This window comes from Cyanobium sp. Maggiore-St4-Cus (genome assembly GCF_024345615.1).
Lineage (GTDB): Bacteria > Cyanobacteriota > Cyanobacteriia > PCC-6307 > Cyanobiaceae > Cyanobium_A > Cyanobium_A usitatum.
Window position 1 is genome coordinate 93,571 of sequence record NZ_JAGQBL010000007.1, and the last position, 20,639, is coordinate 114,209.

The window sequence follows — 20,639 nt, forward strand, 5'->3', positions numbered from 1 at the left end:
GTCATTCCATCCCGGTGCAACCGCTGCAACGACGAGCTTGGTGGGCTGGCACAGCCTTGGCAGTGGCTGTTCTGGGCCTGCAACCCAGCCTGGCCAACACCCCAACACCTGCTGCCGCCAGCCGCAGCCGAGTCGTATACGACAGCTACATCCTCGGCCCGGGCGACACCCTGCAGATTGAGCTGGTCGACATCCCCGAGCTCAGCGGCACCGTGTCGATCGGCCCTGACGGCACTCTCTACCTACCCCGCCTGCGCGCCCTCTATGTCGAAGGGCTCACGGTGGAGGAGCTGCGCTACTTCCTCACCGAGCAGTTCAAGCGCTACGTGCGCCAGCCCGAGATCTACATCCGCCCGGTGGGCTACCGCCCGATCCGCATCTACGTGGGCGGCGAGGTGAAGCGGCCGGGCTACTACACCCTCAGTGGCACCCAGGAGCTGGGCAGTGTGTCCAGCGAAGCAGATGCGGCGATCCGGGCCAGCGGCGGCGATCAGCTCAACAGCAGGCCCGACAGCCCTTCCTCGCCAGGCTCGGGCACCAGTAGCTCTGGCGGCGGCATCACTACCTTCGGGGCCCTATTCCCCACCGTGTTCGACGCAATCCGCACCGCCCAGGGGATAACCCCCTACTCCAACCTCGCCGAGGTGCAGGTGACCCGCCGCCAGCCCGTGAGTGCCGGCGGCGGCAAGATCCGCACCCAGCTCAATTTCCTCAGCCTGATCACCGAGGGCGATGAATCCCAAAACATCCGCCTCTTCGACGGCGATGTGGTGAGCGTGGCCAAGAGCCCCGTGGTGCTGCGCGAGCAGCTGCTTAAGGCAGGGCAAACCAACCTCAGCCCCCAGTTCATCCAGGTGTACGTGAGTGGCCGGGTCAAGACCCCCGGTGGCATCACCCTGCCCCAGGCCTCAGCCCTCAACCAGGCCCTAAACCTCGCTGGCGGCCCCTCCCTGCTGCGCGGCAAAGTGGAATTCATCCGCTTCACCCGAGAAGGGGAACTTGATCGTCGCCTGTTCACCTACAACCCCAACGCCGCCAGCGACTCAGCGGCCAATCCGATCCTGATGGCCGGCGACATCATCCGCGTGCAGGATTCGGCCCTCTCCGCCAGCATCAACGTGATGAACGAGCTCACCGGCCCCTTCGTGGGGGTGTACTCGGTGTACAGCCTGTTCCGCTGATGAGTCCCTCCCTGCCCCAGCCGGCCCCAGCCGACGACGAGATCGACCTCGGCCAGCTCGCCGCCTCCCTGCGGCGCCGCTGGCGCCTGATCGCCAAGGTGGCCGGCGGCACCCTGCTGCTCTCCGCTGTGATCACCCTGCTGCAGAAGCCGGTGTGGGAAGGTGAATTTCAGATCGTGCTGGCCGATCCCGAAAAGAAACAGGGCGGAGGAGCCGCCCAACTGCTGGCCCAGAATCCTGCCCTGGCCTCCCTGATCGGCTCCGGGGGTGGCGGCAAGGACAGCCTTGATACCGAGGTGAAGATCCTCGAGAGCCCCTCGGTGCTCAAGCCGGTGTTCGACTTCGTCAAAACCAGCAAGCAGCGGGCCGGTGAAAACGTAGATCGGCTGCGCTACGCCGACTGGCTCAAGGACGACCTCAAGATCAAGCTCGAGAAGGGCACCTCCGTGCTCAACCTCTCCTACCGCGACACCAAAAAGCCCCTGGTGCTGCCGGTGATCGACCGCATCTCCAAGGCCTACCAGGTTTACTCCGGTCGCGATCGGGAGCGCGGCCTGGTGCGCGGCGTGGCCTACCTCGACCAGCAGATCGAGCTATACCGCCGCCGCGCCGTGGCCTCCCTGCGCGCTGCCCAGCGGTTCGCCATCGAACAGGACCTCACCGCCCTCAAGGGTGGCGGCAAAGGGGACGAAGAGGTGGTTAATTCCCTCAACATCGAAGCCATTCGAGTGCAGGCCGCCAATGAGATCCGCAATATCAATGAACAACTCAAACAACTGAGATCCCTTGGCAGCGACCCAAACACCGTCATGTTCCAGGGCCTGCTGATTCCCGAGCTCGCCGCCCAGGGGCTTCCCCAGCGCCTCAACGCGATCGACAACCAGCTTGCTTTCCTGCGCTCAAAATTCACTGAAAGAGAGGATTCGATCCGGACACTCAAACAGGAGCGGACCCTGCTGATCGGCCTACTTAAAATCAAAGCTTTTGGCTTCCTAGAGGCCAAGCGCAGTGCCGCCCAAGCTCGCCTCGCCGCCGCCGATCGCCCCAAGGGCGTGCTGATTCGCTACCGCGAACTGCTGCGCGTGGCCGCCCGCGATGAAGCCACCCTCAACAAGCTGGAAGACGAGCGCCGGGTGCTGGCCCTCGAGCAGGCCCGCAAACCCGACCCCTGGCAGCTGATCTCCACCCCCACCCTGCTCGACAAGCCCGTTTCCCCCAGCAAGGGCCGCAACCTGGCCCTGGGGCTGCTGGCCGGCCTGGTGCTCGGCTCCGGCGCCGCCCTGGTGGCCGAGCGCCGCAGCGGCCGGGTGTTTGCCACCGACGAGCTCCAGGCCGCCCTGCCCGGCCCCCTGCTGGCCCGCCTCGATCCCGCCGCTCCAGAAAGCTGGGCCGCCACCATGGCCCTGCTGGCCTCAGGCCCCCTGGCCGGGTCGTCCACCGTGGCCCTGATCCCTGTAGCCGGTCAAGGCGAACCTGAGCTGGCTGAGGCGTTGCAACTGGCGCTCCAGCAGGCCACCCCCGGTGCCCAGGTGCTCTGCACAAGTGATCTGGTGGAGGCCGGCACCTGCCAGGCCCAGCTGCTGGTGGCCCGCCCTGGCGCCATCACCCGCCCCCAGCTCGACGCCCTACGCCAGCAGCTCCAACTCCAGGGCAGGCCCACGCTGGGCTGGCTGCTGCTCCAGAGCACGGATGCCTAGGCCTCTGGCCAAGCTGCTGCCCGTCGCCGCGGCCCTGCTCAGCCTGGGCTCCAGCAGCTTGGAGGAGCCCGGCTGGGCCCAGCCCCAGTGGCAGCCCCTGGCACCCGTCCCCGGCAGCACCACCGCCAGCCCCCAGGGCTGGAACCCCGTGCCGCCCGCCACCGATCCGGCCCTGCCCGGTGCCAGCTGGCAGCCCTTGCCCCCCGGCGATCCCGGCAGCAGCACATCGCCCCAATGGGCTCCTGTGCCTGAAGGTGATCCCTCCCTGGCGCCCCCGGCCGCGCCAAGCACTGGAGCGAGCGCCCCAGCTAGCGCAGCGGAGGCTGAGGCCGTGCTCGCCGGCCTACTGCCCAACCGGGCCGACTACCTGCCCCTGCTGCGCCTGGGCCCCCTGCCCACCGCCTGGTTCCTGGATGAAAGCCTGGCCCAGCTCAGCTTCCAGCAGGTGAGCCCCGGCGATGGCGGTGCCGCCGGCGGCAGCGGCAACCAGAACTACGGCTTCCGCGCCGATGTGGGCCTCTCCAAAGGGCTGCTGCTTTCACTCACTTACACCTACGCCGACGACCCCCTCTACGCCGCCATCCCCAGCCGGCCCAGCCAGCCGGCCAACTACTGGAATGCAGCCGGCGCGAGCCTGCGCGGCCGCCTCGCCGGGGGCCCCAACTGGCAGCTCGCCGCCGAAGGAGCCCTCGAGCTCTTCACCGTGGGCAGTGGCTGCGGCGGCGCCGTGAGCTGCGATGGGCCCGGCACTCCCAACATCTTCAACGACTCTGGCCAGCTGGTGTTCACCCGCAACTGGGTGGGGGCCCTCTCCCTGCCCCTCACCTGGCAGGCCAGCCGCCAGCTGCAGCTCTCGTTTGTGCCGGCGGTGAGCTTCCTGCCCGACTCCCAGGGCTCCGACCAGGGCGGGGCCGGGGCGTTCTACGGCACCACCATCAGCCTGGGCCTGGGGGCCAGCTACCGGCTCGGCAACCAGGTGCAGCTTGTCACCTCGGCGCTGCTGCCCTTCGGGCCCGGCACCAATGCCTTTGACGGCGATCTGGTGTACTCCCGCGTGCCGATCCTCAGCGCCGGCGCCAACATTGCGGTGAACCCCCGCATCGGCCTGGAAGCCAGCATCACCAACGGCTTTGGCCTCAGCCCGGCCACCGCCATCCTGGCCCTACCCAGCGCGCCCACCGAGCCCATGCTCAATGGGCGCTTCACCTGGAATCCCGGCGCCATGGATTCCCCCAGCCCCCGCTATACCCGCCGCCAGGCCTCCCTGGCCCTCGGCGGCCTCAGCGTCAACACCGCCCTCACCCCCGCCGACGGCACAACCCAGCTGTGGTTGAACGGCGACAGCCGCGGCAACCTCTTCGGCGGCGCCGGCTACTCAGTGTCCAACGACTTCCAGTTCCAGATCGCCGGCGGCCTGTTTAACGGCATCGAGCCCCGCAACAGCTACGTGAACACCTTTGCCGGCAACGGTGGCCTCAACCTGCGCTTTGGCGGCAAGGCCATGGTGTTTCGGCCCAGCAAGAAGCTGCCCCTCTGGGCCGCCGGCCGCGTCTCCGTTGGCCGCAACGAAGACGAGAGCAGCAAGCAGGGCTACCTCTTCTTTGAAACCATGAACACCTGGGAGGCCTCCCCAACGCTGGCCTTCCACCTCAACCCCAAGCTCGCCCTGAACGGCGACGGCACCAGTTGGGGCGTGGGTCTGGCCGCCAACCTGCAGCTGGGTCGCCGCTTTCAACTAATCCCAGAAATCAACCTGGTAGCCACCGATCTCGGCGGCGAAAACGGCTCCAACGGCAGCCTGGCGTTGCGCTGGCTGGCCTCGGCGTCCACCACCCTCGACGTCTACGTGTCCAATGCCGCCGGCATCTACGACCTCGGCCAGCTGCTCGGCAACGACCAAGTGCGCGTGGGCGCCCGGCTCGGTTTCAGCTTCTAGCTCTCAAGCGCACCCGGATGCCGTTGCGGGAGCGCAGGGTGAGCCGCGCCACCAGCTCCGGCTCGTGCTCCGGATCCGGCAGCACCTCAAAGCGGCGCACCAGCTCGGCCAGCACCAGCAGGGCTTCCTGCTGGGCAAAAGCCGCTCCCGGGCACTTGCGCGGCCCCAGGCCGTAGGGCAAAAAGGCATCGCGGGCCCAGCGCCGATCGTCCGCATTGGCATCACTCAGGAAGCGCTCAGGCCTGAAGGCGTTGGGCTCGCTCCAGTGCTGCTCGTGGCGCTGGATTACCCAGGGGGAGATCGTCACCAAGGCCCGCATCGGGCAGCGGCTGCCCGCCAGCTCGGTGTTGGACTGAGACTCGCGGCTGAAAAAACTTAGCGGTGGGTATAAACGCAGGGTTTCGTTAAAAATCGCGGCCCCGTAGGAGAGCTGGCGCAGATCCTCGAAGCCCAACGGTCGATCCGGCGCGCCGGCCCGGGAGCCCAACACCTCCAGCACCTCAGCGCGCAGGCGCTGCTGCACCTCGGGGAAACAGCCCAGCAGATACACCGCCATGCCCAGGGCACTGGCGGAGGTTTCGTGGCCCGCCAAAAACAGAACACACACCTGATCGAGCAACTGCTCGCGGCTGAAGCAGGCACCAGTTTCCGGATCGCGGGCTTCGATCAGAGCAGCCAGCAGGTCGCCAGGAGTGTGGGCAGCGGGGGCGTTCAAGCGGGCATCGATCGCAGCGGCAAGCCAGGCGCGGATCGGGGCGGCATCCCTGGCTAGGTAGCCCTGCAGGCGCCGGCGCGGCAACCGCAGCAAGCGCAGCATCAGCGCCCGACCAGCGCGCTTCTGGTAGCGAGTGAAGGCCGCAAAAATCGCCTCAGCCTCCGCCCCTTCCAGCGACCGAGACAAAATTGTCCGCACGATCACATCGGCTGTCACCAGGGTCATCTCGGCATCGGCATCCACCGAGCGGCCAGCCACCAGATCACCAGCCACCTGGGCCTCCAGCCGCGCCAAACTTGCCTGACAAGCTGCTGCCATCTGAGGCATGACCCGCTGCAGCTGGGCCATTTGGAAGGCCTGGTCCAGGAGCCGGCGCTGCTGGGCCCACTCCTCGCCGTTGACCGCAAAGATTCCCCGACCGATCAGGGGCTCCAGGATCCAGAGCATGTAGGGATGCTTGGGGAAAGCCTCCACCTCGCTCACCATCACTTGGCGCACTGCCGCCGGCTCGTTCACCAGCAACAGGTTCAGCCCCATGAATCGCAACGCCCCCACCGGAATGCGGAAGTCCCATTCATTGAGCAGGCCAAACCAGGAATAAAGGCCCCGGCGGATGCGGCGCAGAAAATTCGGCGTGTAGGGCTCTGGCGGCGGATAGACGGGCTCTTGGTTCATGGCGCCAGCAGCTGCTCGATCAGATCAAAGCCACCGCTGCGCCCTGGCTCCGCGGTGCGCAGGTACTCAAAGTGCAAATCAAATTGGTGGCTGAGCAGATCAACCAGTCTGCTGAGGCCCTGGCGCTGGGCTAGGGGGATTAGCCGCAGCTCCGGGTAGGCCTCGGGGCCCTGGCGGGCCACGCCGCAGCTGAGGTAAGGGTCAACAGCCGCGAAGCAGAGGTAGTCGTCGCGGGAGGTGATATCCAGCCAGGGCAGCCGCGGTTCCTCTGCTATCAGAGCCAGATCGTCATGAAAGGCGCGGGCCTTGCCATGCACAGCCAGGTTGGCCAGGTTCTGGCCCAGGCTGAGCAACTGCAACCGCCCGGCCAGCTGCCGGTCCACACCCTGGCGACGCAGTTCTGCAGCCAGCATCGCCATCACGAAGGAGCCGCTGCTGTGGCCTACCAACAGCACCTCAGCAGCAGGATCACTGGCCTCCAGCTCGCCGATTCGCTGAGCCAGCTCCGCCACCCGGCGCCGCAGATCGCCGTCACGCGCCTGACCCAGCCGGTGGGTGAAGCGAATTGAGCGAAACAACCACACCACGCCGAGGTGGTTGGCCAAGCGCCAGGCCAGCGCGCAGCCGGAAAGCACGACAACCAGCTGCAGGAGCAACAGCAAGCTGGCTGGCAGCAGCTGCAAATAGCTCAATATTCCCAAAAAACTGCAGGCAATAAGCAGTACAAGCAGCGTTGTGCCCACGTAGAGGACTGGATAGAGGCCACACAAGGCCACCTGCTCCGACAAGCGGCGCATCTTTAAATATCCACCAGCAAAGACGTACCAGCAATAGATGCTGATGCCATCGCGCAAAAGCACCAGTGGATTCTTGGGCCAATGGGCCCGGGCGATGTCGTCCCAGTGCAGGAAACAGAAATCCAGCCGTAAGGCCAAATCTTCCTGCACCTGCCAACGGCTGATCAGGTGGTCCTGCTTTTGACCACGACGGTGGCTTGTCTTCAAGCAACGGCCGCTCCAATGCTTGAGCTGACGCACCTGCTCGCCAAACATGCGGTAGTAAAAACTGGCCCCGCGGGGATCGAAGCCACTTAAAAAATAGACGCGCCGACGGGGGCCATCCTGGTCAAGAATGTCGGAATCGCTCCTAGTGCCGTGCTCGCAACTTTTCTGCCGCAACGACTCTGTCTCCCGTTCGCACTGGCATTAGTAGCATCTCAGCAGGCAATGCCGATACTTGCCTCACCCGCTGCTCGAGTCAACCTGAAGGGAAGCCAGGGAAATTACACCGCATCCGTCATGGTGCCGGTGTCAGCCCAGCAAGCCTGGAGCGTGCTCTCCAACTACGAATCCATGCCAGGGCTGATGCCCGACATCCAGCAGACCAAGGTACTGAGCCGCTCGGGACGCCATATTGAACTCTCGCAAACTTACAAAGCCCCATACACCTTTGGGCTGAGCATTAAGGCAAACCTCCAGGTGCAAGAGACTCCTCCCACCAAGATGAGTTACTCCCTGATCCGCGGCGACCGCATCAAGCAACTAAGCGGTAACTGGACAATTACCCCGGTCAAAGGCGGCGTGCTGCTGAAGCACCAGCTGCAGGTGGTGCCCCAAATTCCCGGCTTCCTGCTGGGCACCTACTACGAACTCACCGAAACCAACCTGCGCCAATCGATGCAAATACTGGCCAAGGCGATGATTAATAGCGTCAACCGCGCACCCTCCTAACCCCGTGCCCCAGCACCTCGTAGTGCACTCCGCGCCACTCCACCCTCCTAGCCAGGGAGGCCCGCAGGGTGGCCAGGCCATATACCCACTGGGCCAGGGGCAGCCAACGCAACAACTGCCAGGCGTGGGCGAGATCTTGCGGGGGAAGCTCTCTCCCTAGAGGGCGCAGCGACCGGCAGGCCACCGACTCGATCAACAGCAACAGGGCCACACAGCCCAGCTCGTAGGCCAGCAGGGCAGCCAACAATCCGGCTGCCGCAGACCAGAGACCCAAACAAAGCGCCACCAGCAGCGCTGCCAGCACAGCTAGCAGCAGCAGCCAGCTACCCAAGCCATGCAGTGCCACCAGGGGCCAGGCGGGGTGGTGCAGCCGCGCCGTTAATAGCTGGCGGCTGATCCAGCGCCGCAACGGCCGCAGGGCGATGCTGTCGTCGCAGTCGAGGGCGAGCAGCTCCGGCCGAAACTGGTAGCGCCAACCGCTGCGGGCCAAGGGTGCTGCCAGGGCGGTGTCCTCGCAGAGGCTGGTAGCCAGCAGCTCCCGCCAACCACTGGGCTCGATTAATTCGCGTCGCACCGCCAGCGATCCCCCCCAGGGGATGCCCAGCAGGGTCATCAGCACTAAGGCGCCGCCATTCCAGATCGCCCGCACCAGCCCGGGGCCACTGCCCTGCTCCGGGGCATACCAACGGTTGCCCGACACCGCCCCGACGCCATCCTGGCCGCAGCCCGCCGCCAGGGCCGCCAGCCAACCGGGCGCCACCACCGCATCGGCATCCACCAGGGCCACGAGCTCGGTGGCTGCATCCAGCTCGCCGAAGGCCTGGCGCAGCGAGGCGCTTTTGAGCGAGCCCTGGGCCGGCCGGGCCGCCAGGGGGGTGAGCCGGGCCGCCTGCCAGCCGGCCTGGCCCGCCGCCTCCAGCCGGGCGATCGTGTGCTGCGCCAGGGGCCAGGCCGGATCCTGGCGGGAATCGACAACCACCAACAGTCGCCAGGGGCCCGGGTAGGTCTGCCCCGCCAGGGCCATGAGGGCATCAGCCAGGCTGGGGTCGGCTCCCCGCAGGCACAACACCACCTCGGCCGCCGGCGCTGGCTGGGCCAGGCCGGGGAGCCGCCGCAGCCGCCGCCGCACCACCAGCGCGAAGGCGAGCGTGAGCAGCAGCTGCAAGCCGAGGGTGGCCAGCAGGGCGCCGGCTAGAAGCGCTGCGATCACAGGCAATTGATCACTGGAAACTGATCACTGGAAACTGATCACAGCGATGCCATGCCGGTGATCAGGCTGCGGGCATAGGGCCCGATCAGTTCCTCGAAGCCCGGGCAGCGCACGCCATGGGCCGCCAAGGCCGTCACGGTGGCCAGGCAGCTGGGCCGCGCCCGCACCCCGGCCTGATTGAGCTCGGGGTAGGTGAGCTGCTCGTCGCCCCAGCGCCGCACGAAGAAGGCGCGAATGCCGTGCAGGGGGTTGGCCGGATCAGCATCGATCGCCTCCAGCCAGCGCTCCATCGACACCAGCTCCAGCGGTGCCCCCCGCTCGATCAGGTTACTAAGCAGATCGGCCAGCAGCATCGGCTGGGGGTGTTGCAAGTGCACGTTGCGGCCCACCGCTTCCGGCGTCCAGGCCAGAGCCGTAACCGCATCGGCCACGTAGTCCACCGGCACCAGATCCAGCTCCCAGGGCAGATCGGGCGCCATACCCAGAGCTAGGCAACCCCGCAGCAGCCGGTGCAGCAGGTCGTCCTGGTGCCATGCGCCTGTCTGGGAATGGCCCCCTATTAGCGGCGGGCGATACACCGTGACCGGCAACCCGGCAGCCCCAGCGGCCAGCACCAGCCGCTCACTCACCCATTTGGTTTGGGAGTAGCCCACATGGATGCCGCGCCACCCCGACACGTCGTCGGTTTCCAGCACCGCCCGGTTGCGGTAGGCGGCCGCCTCGAAGACCGCCACGCTGGAGATCAGCTGCACGGGCAGGGAGCCGATGGCGGCCGGATGCACCGCCAGGTCGAGCACCGTCTTGGTGCCGCCCACATTGGCCGCCTCCAGTTGGCTGTAGGGGGCCATCTGGCTGAGCTGGGCACCGTTGTGCAGGATGCCCCCTAGGCCTTGAGCCAGCTCAGCAAAGCCATGCTCCGAGAGACCGAAGCGGGGCTGGGCCAGATCGCCGGGCACCGCTACCAGACGTTCGCTCCAGCTGTCCTGCCAGAGACCGTAGTGATCAAGGTTGGCGCGAATCCGCTTTAGCCCCTGGGAGGGATCGCTGGCCCGCACCAGGCACCGCACCCGCACTTGATCCCAGCGCTGCAGCTGGCCCGCCAGCAGGTATGCCCCCAGGAAGCCGGAAGCGCCCGTAACCAAAATCGCCTCCCCTGGGCCTGCTGCTGCGGAGGCGGTAGTGGTGGAGACCGCTGGCAAGCTCCAGTGAGATGCCAACTGGGCTTCCCGGCCCAAATCCAACACCCTCTCTGCCCCAGCCTGGGGATCTACCAGAGCCTCTAGCAATACCGCCGCCAGGGCTTCGATCGTGGGATCGCCAGCGAGGGATTCAAGCTCCAACTTCACCCCCAGGTCCCGCTGGATCCCTGCCGCCAGCTCCACAGCCATGAGCGAATCGAGGCCGATGTGGAACAGGGAATCACCGGAATCAAGACTGCGCCCATCCTCCAGCCCCATCACAATCGCCAAGCGCTGTTGCAGCAGCGCAACCACCAGCGCCGGGCGCTGGTCAGAGTCGGCCTCGGCGAGCTGGCGGCGCAGGATCTCACCCTCGCCCCCTTGATCGCCGCGGCCGTCAACATCAAGCAGCGGTTGCAGCATGGCCGCCTGACGGTTACCAAGCTGGGCTGCCAGCTTGGGCCAGTCATTGTTGAGCACGGCTACGCAACCAGACCTGCCCCGCTCCAACAGCAATCCCAGGGCCCCAAATGCCTGAGGAGGTGGAAGCAGGCCAACCCCCAGGGCGGCAAAGCGGCGCTCAAGCCCCTCGGCCATGCCGGCCCCGCCCCAAGGCCCCCACTGCACCGAGAGCAGAGGCCAGTCGTTTGCAGTGGCCGCCAAGCCATCGAGAGCTCCATTGGCCGTGGCATAGCTGGTTTGCCCGGGGGATCCGAGCAGAGCGGCCATCGATGAAAAGGCCACTCCAAACTCCGGCTGGCAGTCGGCCAGCCGGCAGGCCAACTCCAGCTTCTGCCAGCCAGCCAATTTGGGCGCAATCACCGCCGCCTGGCGAGCGGGGGTCTGCCCCTCCAGAAGACCGTCATCCAAATGACCGGCGGCGTGGAATAGGCCCGCCAAGGGTTGGCCCCGCAGAGCCTCGACTAAGCGCTCTACCGGATCGGCAGCCAAATCGAAGGCGACCACTTCGCAGCCAACTCCTTGGGCCTGCAAGCGCTCCACCAACGTGGGGTCAGGTCTGCGTCCTAATAGCAGAAGGGAACGAGCACCTTGCTCAGCCAGCCAGAAACAGAGCTGCTGGCCGATTGCACCAAAAGCCCCCGTCACCAAATAACTAGCCTCAGGGCGGATCGCCCAGGCAGCCGGCCGCTCTGGCTGGGTGATCACCACCTTGCCCACGTGCCGGGCCTGGGCCATTAGCCGAAACGCCTCCACGCCGCGCTCGATCGGAAACGCCTGCAGCGCGATCGGCGCGTAGCGGCCGGCCTCAAGATCGGCCAGCAGCTCCAGCAATAAGCCGCGCACAAGGCCGGGGTCGGCAGCGGCCACCTCCAGCAGATCGAAGGGCAGGTAACTGCTGTCGGGCCGGCGGCGGAGGGCCTCCTCCCGACTCCAAATCTCAATTTTGCCAAGCTCCACAAAACGGCCGCCGTCAGCCAGGGCAGCAAAACTTGCCTCCACCCAGTCGCCCTTCAGGCTGTTGAGCACCACATCCACTCCCCGACCGCCGGTGACGGCCAGCACCTGCTCGGCAAAGTCGAGGCTGCGGGAATCAAACACAGCCTCCACCCCCTGCTGCAGCAGACCCGCCTGCTTAGCCGCACTGGCGGTAGCGAACACCCGGGCACCGCAGCGTCGGGCCACCTGCAGGGCCGCCTGACCAACCCCCCCAGCGGCCGCATGGATCAGCACAGTGTCGCCAGGGAGCAGCTGGGCCAGGGTCTGGAGGCCGTAGATAGCTGTGAGGAAAGCCGTGCTGACGCTGGCACCCAGGGCCGGATCTAGCGCCGGTGGCAGTGGCACACAAAGGGCGGCGCGGCAGACAACGTGGCTAGCCAGGCTGCCCACCGCCAAGGCGGCCAGCAGCCGCTCACCCACCAGCCCCGGATCCACACCAGGACCAACGGCCACCACCCGACCCACACATTCGCCGCCATAGGGCATGCGGGCATCAGCATCCATGCCAAGTTCACGGCTGTAGCCCGCCAGCAGTCCCAGAGCGTTCAACACATCGCGGAAATTGAGGCCCGTTGCCTCCACCGCCAGTTCCAGTTCCCCGGGGCCAGGCGACCGCCTCTCCAGGGGCACTGCCCGCAATGTCTCCAGGCTGCCCAACGAACCGCTTTCCAAGCGGAAGGGCGCATCGGCCAGGGGATTAAGACGCTGCACCCAAGCCCTGCCATCACGCCAGGCCAGCAAAGGTTCGCGCTCACCTAGCGCAAACAGGGCTGACCAATCGGCAGCAGCTGGCGGGCTGCCTTCTTGAATAAGAAGCACTGTCCAACCCAGGGCGGGCTGTTCAAGCGCAGCCGAACGCCCAAACGCTGCTAAGCCGGCAGCGAGAGGCCCCTCTCCCTGCAGCACAAGCCAAACAGGCCGGGGCGGGACGGCTGCCAGCTGCTGGGCCCAAAGCAGCATTTGGGCTGCCAACGCCTCCAACTCACAGGCAGGCTTAGTGAGATCAGGCCAGAGCAAAAGGGGCCCTACTCCTGGGGGGATCACCTCACCTTCAGCAATTCTCAGCGGTGTGGGGCCTGACAGCGGCTGTGAATTGAAGTTCGTTGCCTCCTGCCAGTTTGTTTCCAGCAACCAGTTCTGCGCGCCTGGCTGGGGGTTAGCCGCCGGCAGGGGAAACAACCACTCCATCGCCTGCCTAGGCAGGCGCCGCAGCCGGAAGCCCCGAATCCAGCCCAAGGGAGCGCCGCCCTCATGGAGCACTAGGTCAGCGAGAACGAAGGCCGGCTCCTGACTCGGCTGAAGCCGCACCTGACATTGCAAACGATCAGGTAGGGGCAAGGCCGCCAGCCAAAGCTGCTCCAGCCCCACGGGGAGAAGCAGCTGGCCTTCCCGGGCCGCTGGATCCAGGAGCACAGCCACAGCCTGGAAACAACTGTCGAGTAGCCCCCGGTCCTGGCCCCTCTCCGGTCGCTCCAGCTCAGCCCAGGCTTGACCTTCCGCCAGCTTGAGTTGCCGCAGGCCGCGATAGGTAGGGCCGTACTCCAGACCCACCTGCGCCAAGGCTTCGTAGAAGCCATCAAGCTCCACCTGTTGAACCGAGTCCGGCGCCGGCGACAGGGCAAATGGCGGCTCTACCGGCAAGTCCCCAGCTAGGGACACCTCGCCATGACGCTGCCAGGGGGAGAGCTCGGCAGCATCGGGCCGGCTGTAGAAAGTCAGTCCATCGGTGCACCAATGGCCCTGGAGCCAGGCCGCTGCACCTGGCGCGACCAACTTCAGCGGCTGATCCAGTTTCATCGAACCCAGCCTCAGGGGCTGCTCGGCTTGATCCAAAAGGGCCAGTGCCGCCAAAATGAACCCCGCAGCCGGAAACACCGCCTGAGTGCGAATCCGGTGGTCGCTTAGGTCGGTTCCCTCACTACACAAACGCGTCTGGTGCACCTCCGTTTCGCCAGGCAGATCGATCCGAGTGAACCTCTCAGCAGCAGAACGCGAACCACTGGAGGATGGCCTATCCACTCCAGGCTGGAAAACAGGGGCTTGAGGCGTGCTGTTTAAAGCCGTGATCCCCAAATGGTCGAGCCAGAAGCCACCTGGAGCTGGGCCCTCTCCCTGGCGGCTCCACCAATGGCGCTGCCTCTCAAAGGGGTAGCCGGGCAGGGTGATGCGGAGGGCAGGGAAGGGGCGATGGAATCCGGCCCAGTCAATGCCGTAGCCATCGCGCCAGAGGCCACCGAGGCTCGTGAAAAGCACCTGCCAGTCAGACTTTCCCTGCTCCAGGGAAGGCCAGTGGGTGAGGGATTGATCCTGAGTGCATTGACGCGCCATGCCAATGAGCGTGGGGCGAGCACCGATCTCAAGAAACACCTGGGCACCTTGTGAGACAAGGGTGTCAATACCTTGGGCAAATTGCACAGGGCTGAGTATTTGGTCACACCAGTAGTCCGGCTGGGCAATCTCCGCGCCAGCTAGCAAACCAGTGAGATTGCTCACCAGCGGCTTACTGGGGGGCGCATAACTGAGCTGGCGCAGTTCGAGCTCGAAGGCCTCAAGCATCGGAGCCATTGCCCGGGTGTGAAAGGCATGGGAAACAGACAGCTGACGGGCGTTGCAGCCAACTGCATCAGCATCCGCCAGTAGCTGCCGCAAGGCAGCGCTGGGTCCAGCCACCACCGTGTTTAACGGGCCGTTGTAAGCAGCCACCACCAACTCTGGGTGGCGCGCTAGCAAGGCTTGGACCTGGTCAAGCGGAGCCAGCAAAGCCACCATCCCGCCCCCTGTAGGCAAAGCCTGCATTAGTCGGCCACGAGCCGACACCAGGCGACAGGCATCCTCCAGGGAAAAAACACCGGCCAAGTGCGCGGCGAGGACCTCGCCAATGCTGTGACCCATCAGCAGATCAGGTCGCACCCCCCAGCTTTGCCAGAGCTGGCTGAGGGCATAGCCCACAGCAAACAGAGCTGGCTGGGTAGCTCCGGTCTGATTAAGCAGGGCCGCAGCCTCGGCCTCATCCCCATCCCGGGGCGTCAAAAACTCGCGCAGGGGTTTATCTAGCTGTGGATCCAGCAGAGCCGCAACCCTTTCAAAAGCCTCAAGGAAAGTGGGATGGGCCAGCAGCTCTTGGCCCATGCCAAGGGCCTGAGAACCCTGTCCAGTAAAAAGCCAAGCCAGCTTGCCAAGGCGCCTTGATGCGGTGGCGCAGTAGACGCCTTCAGGAAGAGGACGTCGGTCGCTTGCCAGGGATTGGAGCTGGGACACCAGATGATCCTTATCTCGGGCCAGAAAGACCGCCCGCCTTCGAAAGCCAGTGCGACCTAGGTTTGCGGAAGCGGCCAAATCGGTGAGCTTGATGTTGGGCTGCTCCTGCAACTGCTGAACTAGCTCGAAGGCAATCCTGTTGAGAGCCTCAGGTGTACGAGCCGAGAGGGTGATTAGCTGCAGCGGCATGCGCGCGCCAAAGCGAATAGGCGCGCTCTGGCGGGGAGCATCTGCCAGCACGACATGGGCGTTGGTTCCACCGAAACCGAAGGAACTAACCCCCACCACCAAGGCTCGATCCTGATGGGGGAACGGCTCCAGTTCGGTCTGAACCTGCAACTTTAGGCCGGCAAAATCAATGGAAGGATTTGGGCGGAGGCAATGCAAGCTGGGGGGTAGTTGTCGCTTAGCTACGCAAAGGGCCGCCTTGATCAATCCGGTTATGCCAGCGGCAGTTTCCGAGTGACCAAGGTTGGTTTTCACCGAACCCACGCGGCAGGACTCCCCCTCAGTACGCCCTTCGCCAAGCACGGTGCCGAGAGCCCGAAGTTCAATCGGATCTCCCTGGCGAGTGCCCGTACCGTGAGCCTCGACGTACTGGGTAGCCGATGGGTCAATGCCTGCCTTGGCAAAGGCCGCGCGCACGCAGGCGATCTGGGCCCGAGCATTGGGAGCAACCATGCCATTGCTGCGGCCATCAGAATTGACGGCTGAGCCATGGATCACCGCGTAGATCGAATCTCCTTCTGATTGGGCAGCGGCTAGGGGCTTGAGCAGCACCGCCCCGGCTCCCTCCGAACGCACATATCCGTCAGCACTGGCATCAAAACTCTTGCAACGCCCATCTGGCGCCAGCAGGCCGGCCTTGCAAAAGCTCATCTGAATGCCGGGGTGAATCAACGCCTGCACACCACCGGCGAGGGCAGCCTCGGATTCGCCCCGCCAGATGCTTTCGCAGGCCAAGTGCACCGCTACCAGGGAGGAGGAGCAAGCGGTGTCCACAGTGAAGCTGGGGCCCTTGAAATCAAAGAAATACGAGATGCGGTTTGCAGCTATGCAACCTGTGTTGCCTGGCAACACGAATGGCTCGTTGTCCGGAGTAATGAAGCGCTCCCGCGAAGCCCAAAGCAAGGAGCTGTAGTCGGAGCTGGAGATGCCCATGAACACCCCCACCGCCGAGCCGCGCACATGCTCGAGGGGCTTGCCTGCATCCTCGAGGGCCCGCCAAGCCACTTCAAGCAAAAGCCTCTGCTGGGGATCCATACAGACCGCTTCCCTGGGCGTAATGCCGAAAAAGGCCGCATCGAACTGATCTATGCCCTCTACAAAACCACCGTGGCGCACATGCTGAGTGAGCGGATGGCCAGGGTCAGGGTTGTAGTGGAGATCCAAATTCCAGCGGTCGGGGGGCACCTCTGTGATCGCCTCACGACCTTCCCTTAGAAATCTCCAAAAACTTTCAGGTGAATTGATACCCGCCGGAAGCCGGCATCCCATGCCCACGATTGCAATCGGCTCTGGCATGGGGCCTGTCAAATTCATCTCATTGTTGCTTAAGGGCTAAGCGCTCGAGGATTGTGCCCGGATCGGCCGACAGGCGGTGCTGCTGATAGCGATGCCGTAGGGCCAAATACGCAGGTGGATTGGTCAGCCATTGGTGCACCAAGGTTGACAGCTCTTCAGGCTGTCTAATGGCAGACTCCAATTCTCGGGCATGGAAATACCGGGGGGCTAGCAATTCCTGAGGCATGGTTGTGCCGTAATGGTTGAACACCAGTGGGCATCCCATAAACAGAGCCTCAGTGGCAGTTCGGGCACCTGGGCGGCTAACCATGGCCCAGGCGCGACGATAAAGATCAGCCATCGCCGCCGGTCCCTGATAGTCGAGCACCTGAACAGCCAGCGCTGGGTGCCGATCTACCCAGGCCTGCACTTCCTCCCGCACAATCTGTCGTCGGCCGCATAGGGCCGCCACCGTCAGCTGACCAGCAAACGGCAGTAGCTGCTCCAGCAGGGGGATGTGGTTATTCGCGCCATTTGAGCCCGTGCCGAGCACCAACAGGGGCAGGCCTTCAGCAGCAGCAGGCGCCGGCCCACCATCGTGATAGTCCGGGTAAAGGAGAGGCCCAAGCAGCTCCACTGGAACCCCTGGACGTCGTCGCCGCACTTCCTTGACTACCTCCTCTGTAAGGGCCCAGAACAGATCGGTTCTGCGACTGAGCCAGTTGCGGCTAAAGCCAAAACCACCATCGAGCTCAGTGCAGCAAGTGATGCATCGAAGCTGGTTACCCAAAACCCTTTTAGCCAAATCGAAATGGCCACGATTGGTGTGAGGGTGGGTGGAGATCAGCACATCCGGGCGGAAGTCCTGAAGCTCACGAATCAAGTAACGGCGCCCGAATAGAACGGTGCCCGGCTTGACCAGATCTTCCAGTTCCATAGCCCGCCAGTAGATCTGGTGCAGCCAGGGGCGTCGGCGTTGGATCCAGTTGTAGAGCTCTACGCCACCTCGATAGGTGCTACTCGAGCGCTCCAACACCTGATCGACACGCACTTCGATATTCGGCCGCTCACGCTCCAACCAATGCCGAATTGCCTCGGCGGCCGAGTCGTGAGCAGTGCCGCCACTGGATGTATAAATCAGAACTTTCATCACTATCTATTTTCATCCAGGTGAAGGCGTCCCAGCGGACGCCAGAGCCGCCAAAGGGGAATCAGCAAAACCCAGCCAAGCAAGCCGATCGCCATCGCCGTCGGGCGCCCCGGGCCGCGGCCAAGGGCGTCCAACAGCCAAGCGGGCCAGTAGCTCCCCCGGATCAGCGGGGCTATCACCCCATCGGCCAGCAAACTCATCCCCAGCAGAGCTCCTAGACGGGAGATCCACTCCAGGCCATAACGGCCAACAAACAGCCGCGGCTGTAAAGCCAAAGGCACCCAGCACAACCAAAGACTCTGGAGGGCGCCAAGAGCAACCGGAACCGCAGCAGCAAATAGGGCCACGGCCAAAAACCACACCCCCTGCCACTGCTGAAAGCACACCAGCCCAGCCCCGGTAAGTAGCACCGCCTGGAGCAGCAACACGATGCGCAGCCAGTCCAGCCAATGGCAGCGAGGCACCCGGGCCCATAGCCAGAGCCCACCGGCATAGCCCAATCCGGCCAGGGCCAGAGCCAGGATCAGACGCTGGGAGCCGCTTGCCGCCACCACCCAGGCGGGGAAAGCGATCTCAATAGCAGCAAACACGCCCACCACCACGCTGTTGATCTGCAACAGGGGGCGCCAGCGCCGATTGCTCCACAACTCGCTCAAGGCATGGCGCACCCCTAGCGGAGGGGAAGCCCCATGACCAGCAGCCGTAGTGAGCGGGGCTGACAACGACTGCGGCCAGGCCACCAGAAGCGTGCAGGCCGCAGCAATAAGTGACGTAAGGCTGTCAGTGACGAGTACACCCGGCAACCCGGCCGTCGCCGCCAGCACAGCGCCGAGGAGAGGAGCTGCCATCACCACAGCGCCATCCGACCCAGCGAAGAGCCCGCTGGCGGCTCCCAGCTGCTCTGTAGACACAAATCTGGCCAGTTGGCTGGACCAGGTCACCACCAGAGCCGCCTCTGCTGCCGCTGCCAGCCCAATGCAAAGCAACACCGGTAGCAGGGTGGCTGGACGCATCATCAAGGTGAAGGCCAGGCCCAAAGTGCAGGTGCTGCCGAGGCCGTTAGCGGCAAGCATCACCCGTCGCGGCGGCCAACGTTCCAGTTGACGGCCCAATAGCGAAAGGGATGCCAACTTGGCCAGCTGCACCACAACCGCCACCGCAGCAAAGGCACTCAGCTGGCCATGCTGCTGGAACAGCCACAGCCCCAAGGCGTAAAGACTCACCTGAGTGCCGAGGTTTGAGAGCAGCTGGCCCGCCCACATGACCAGAAATGGCCTTGGCAGCGACCTAAGTTTTGGGCCAGCCACCAGCACAGTCGGCTCTCCTTTTCCAATACATTCACCCTCCCACAGGAGTTCACATCCCTGACAAAAGTCCTGCTTGCCGGCAGGATCGAAGCATCCTCGGCAGCTTGCCTTGATGACCCCAGCCCCTGACCAAGTCGCGATCAGCACCGAAGCCAGCTCCAACGGCGCTTCCCTAGCCTGGGTGCCCTGGCTGCAGGCCGGCGTCACGGCAATGCTGGTGGTGCTTTTCTTTGTGATCGTGGGTAAATCCCGCCAGCAGAGCGCCACCATCCGCCAGTTGCAGGAGCGGGTGCAGGGGTTGGAGAACAGCCGGGCCCTTGATCGCACCACTGGCCTGGAACAGCAGCTGCGCTCCACGGTGGAGCGGCTGCAAGCGGTGGAGCGCAACGGCACCCGCATCGATGGGCTGAGCCGCGAAACCGCCAACCTGCGGGCCGAGCTCAGCAAGTTGCGCGCAGCCCGCCCCAGCGAAACGACTGACCCGAAAATCGATGAGCTGCCTTTGGGAGTGCCAGCCCTGCCGCCTGTGCGCCCCCCTTCAACTGGTAACTGATCAACCAGAGGATCTTTTCACTGGTTTTCAACCTTTTCCACTGGTTTTCAACCTTGGACTGGTTTTCAACCTTTGACTGCATCGCCGGCGGCGCTGGGCAGGATGTAGCGCTGCAGGCCGATAAACACCACCAGCACCGGCAGGATCGAAATCACCGCTCCGGCTGCCACCAGGCGCCAATCGAGCGAAAAGCTGCTGGCCAGCTGCTGCAGCCCAAGCGGCAGGGTGTAGAGCTCGGGTTCATCGAGGATCACCAGGGGCCAGAGAAAATCGCTCCAGGTGCCGATAAATACGAACATCGCCAGGGTGATCAGGTCGGCCCGGGCCGCTGGGATCATCACGTTCCACCACTCGCCCACCGGCGTGCAGCCATCGCAACGGGCTGCCTCCTCCAGCTCCACCGGCACCCCCAGGAAGCTCTGCCGCAGCAGGAAGATGCCAAAGGCGGTGGCCGCCTGGGGAATGATCAGGGCCCAAAGGGTGTTGCGTAGGCCGATCTGCACCATCAGCAGGTAGAGCGGAATCATCACCACCTGAAAGGGGATCAAAATCGTTGCTACCACTAGGGCCAGCACCAAACCGCGGCCGCGAAAATTCATGCGGGCCAGGGGATAGGCCGCCAGCGAGCAGAAGAGCACGTTGGCCAGCACCGCCAGGCCACTCACAATCGTGCTGTTGAGCAGGTAAGTGCCGATTGGGTTGTCGGTAAAAAGGCGGCTGTAGGCCTCAAAGCTGGGCTGACTGGGCCAGAGGGCTGGCGGGCTGGTGAAAATGTCCTCCGCCGGACCCTTGAGCGAGGTGCTCACCAGCCACAGCAGGGGCACCAGCATCGCCAGGGCCACCAGCAACAGCAAAATCAGCTGGGCGGCGGCACTGAGCCGTGAGCGGCGCGGTCCGGAGAGGGGCAGGCTCATGGCGGGGGGAGCTGAAGGGAATCAGATGACTCAGGGGGGGGGCGGCTGGCCGGGCCGGGGAACGAGTATTTGGGCGCCTAGCTTAGTCTTGGCTTAGCTAATCAACAAAAACAACACACAGCCCAAGGCGTGATCCCAAGCTGAAACGCCACACCCACCCAGCGGCCTAAACCC

The 20,639-nt window shown here is 64.6% G+C and carries 12 protein-coding genes; 5 read left to right on the top strand and 7 right to left on the bottom strand.

Annotated features, from left to right (window positions below; genetic code table 11):
• Positions 1–62: 62 nt before the first annotated feature.
• Genes KBY99_RS08480 through KBY99_RS08490 form a run of 3 tightly spaced genes read left to right on the top strand, consistent with a single transcriptional unit; the run spans position 63 to position 4,814 of the window.
• Positions 63–1,181 carry a polysaccharide biosynthesis/export family protein gene (locus KBY99_RS08480; RefSeq protein WP_254998628.1) on the top strand — a complete coding sequence of 373 codons (1,119 nt, stop codon included), beginning with the start codon at positions 63–65 and terminating at the stop codon, positions 1,179–1,181.
• Positions 1,181–2,878, top strand: coding sequence for a GumC family protein (locus tag KBY99_RS08485; protein WP_254998540.1), 1,698 nt, complete (start codon positions 1,181–1,183; stop codon positions 2,876–2,878). The genes KBY99_RS08480 and KBY99_RS08485 overlap by 1 nt, the downstream gene beginning before the upstream one ends.
• Entirely contained in the window at positions 2,871–4,814 is a 1,944-nt protein-coding gene (locus KBY99_RS08490; RefSeq protein WP_254998541.1) for a hypothetical protein, read from the top strand. Before KBY99_RS08485 ends, KBY99_RS08490 begins: the two co-directional genes overlap by 8 nt.
• Here the strand turns inward: KBY99_RS08490 and KBY99_RS08495 are convergent.
• Both KBY99_RS08495 and KBY99_RS08500 read right to left on the bottom strand, forming a co-directional pair.
• The gene (locus KBY99_RS08495; RefSeq protein ID WP_254998543.1) at positions 4,804–6,204 is read right to left on the bottom strand and encodes a cytochrome P450; all 1,401 of its coding nucleotides are present in this window, start codon (positions 6,202–6,204) and stop codon (positions 4,804–4,806) included. The two genes, KBY99_RS08490 and KBY99_RS08495, sit on opposite strands and share 11 nt — an antisense overlap.
• Entirely contained in the window at positions 6,201–7,382 is a 1,182-nt protein-coding gene (locus KBY99_RS08500) for a hypothetical protein (protein ID WP_254998545.1), read from the bottom strand. Before KBY99_RS08500 ends, KBY99_RS08495 begins: the two co-directional genes overlap by 4 nt.
• A 48-nt stretch (positions 7,383–7,430) precedes the next feature.
• Between KBY99_RS08500 and KBY99_RS08505 the strand changes: the two genes are divergently transcribed.
• Positions 7,431–7,934 (top strand): SRPBCC family protein, encoded by a 504-nt coding sequence (locus KBY99_RS08505; protein WP_254998546.1) that lies wholly within the window; start codon positions 7,431–7,433, stop codon positions 7,932–7,934.
• Here the strand turns inward: KBY99_RS08505 and KBY99_RS08510 are convergent.
• From KBY99_RS08510 to KBY99_RS08525, 4 genes are read right to left on the bottom strand one after another with little or no spacing between them, the layout of a single operon-like run.
• Complete coding sequence (locus tag KBY99_RS08510; protein ID WP_254998547.1) at positions 7,915–9,144, bottom strand: glycosyltransferase; 1,230 nt, start codon at positions 9,142–9,144, stop codon at positions 7,915–7,917. The two genes, KBY99_RS08505 and KBY99_RS08510, sit on opposite strands and share 20 nt — an antisense overlap.
• Before the next feature lie 38 nt (positions 9,145–9,182).
• Positions 9,183–16,562 (bottom strand): type I polyketide synthase, encoded by a 7,380-nt coding sequence (locus tag KBY99_RS08515; RefSeq protein WP_254998549.1) that lies wholly within the window; start codon positions 16,560–16,562, stop codon positions 9,183–9,185.
• Positions 16,563–16,581: 19 nt separating this feature from the next.
• Complete coding sequence (locus KBY99_RS08520) at positions 16,582–17,691, bottom strand: MGDG synthase family glycosyltransferase (RefSeq protein ID WP_254998550.1); 1,110 nt, start codon at positions 17,689–17,691, stop codon at positions 16,582–16,584.
• 2 nt (positions 17,692–17,693) lie between these two features.
• Positions 17,694–18,953, bottom strand: coding sequence for an MFS transporter (locus KBY99_RS08525; RefSeq protein WP_254998551.1), 1,260 nt, complete (start codon positions 18,951–18,953; stop codon positions 17,694–17,696).
• A 157-nt stretch (positions 18,954–19,110) separates the two neighbouring features.
• On the opposite strand from KBY99_RS08525, the gene KBY99_RS08530 reads away from it, so the two are divergent.
• On the top strand, positions 19,111–19,551 hold the full coding sequence (locus KBY99_RS08530) for a hypothetical protein (protein ID WP_254998552.1): 441 nt from the start codon (positions 19,111–19,113) through the stop codon (positions 19,549–19,551).
• Between the two features lie 65 nt (positions 19,552–19,616).
• Here the strand turns inward: KBY99_RS08530 and KBY99_RS08535 are convergent, their stop codons facing one another.
• Positions 19,617–20,465, bottom strand: coding sequence for a carbohydrate ABC transporter permease (locus tag KBY99_RS08535; RefSeq protein WP_254961840.1), 849 nt, complete (start codon positions 20,463–20,465; stop codon positions 19,617–19,619).
• Positions 20,466–20,639: the final 174 nt, after the last annotated feature.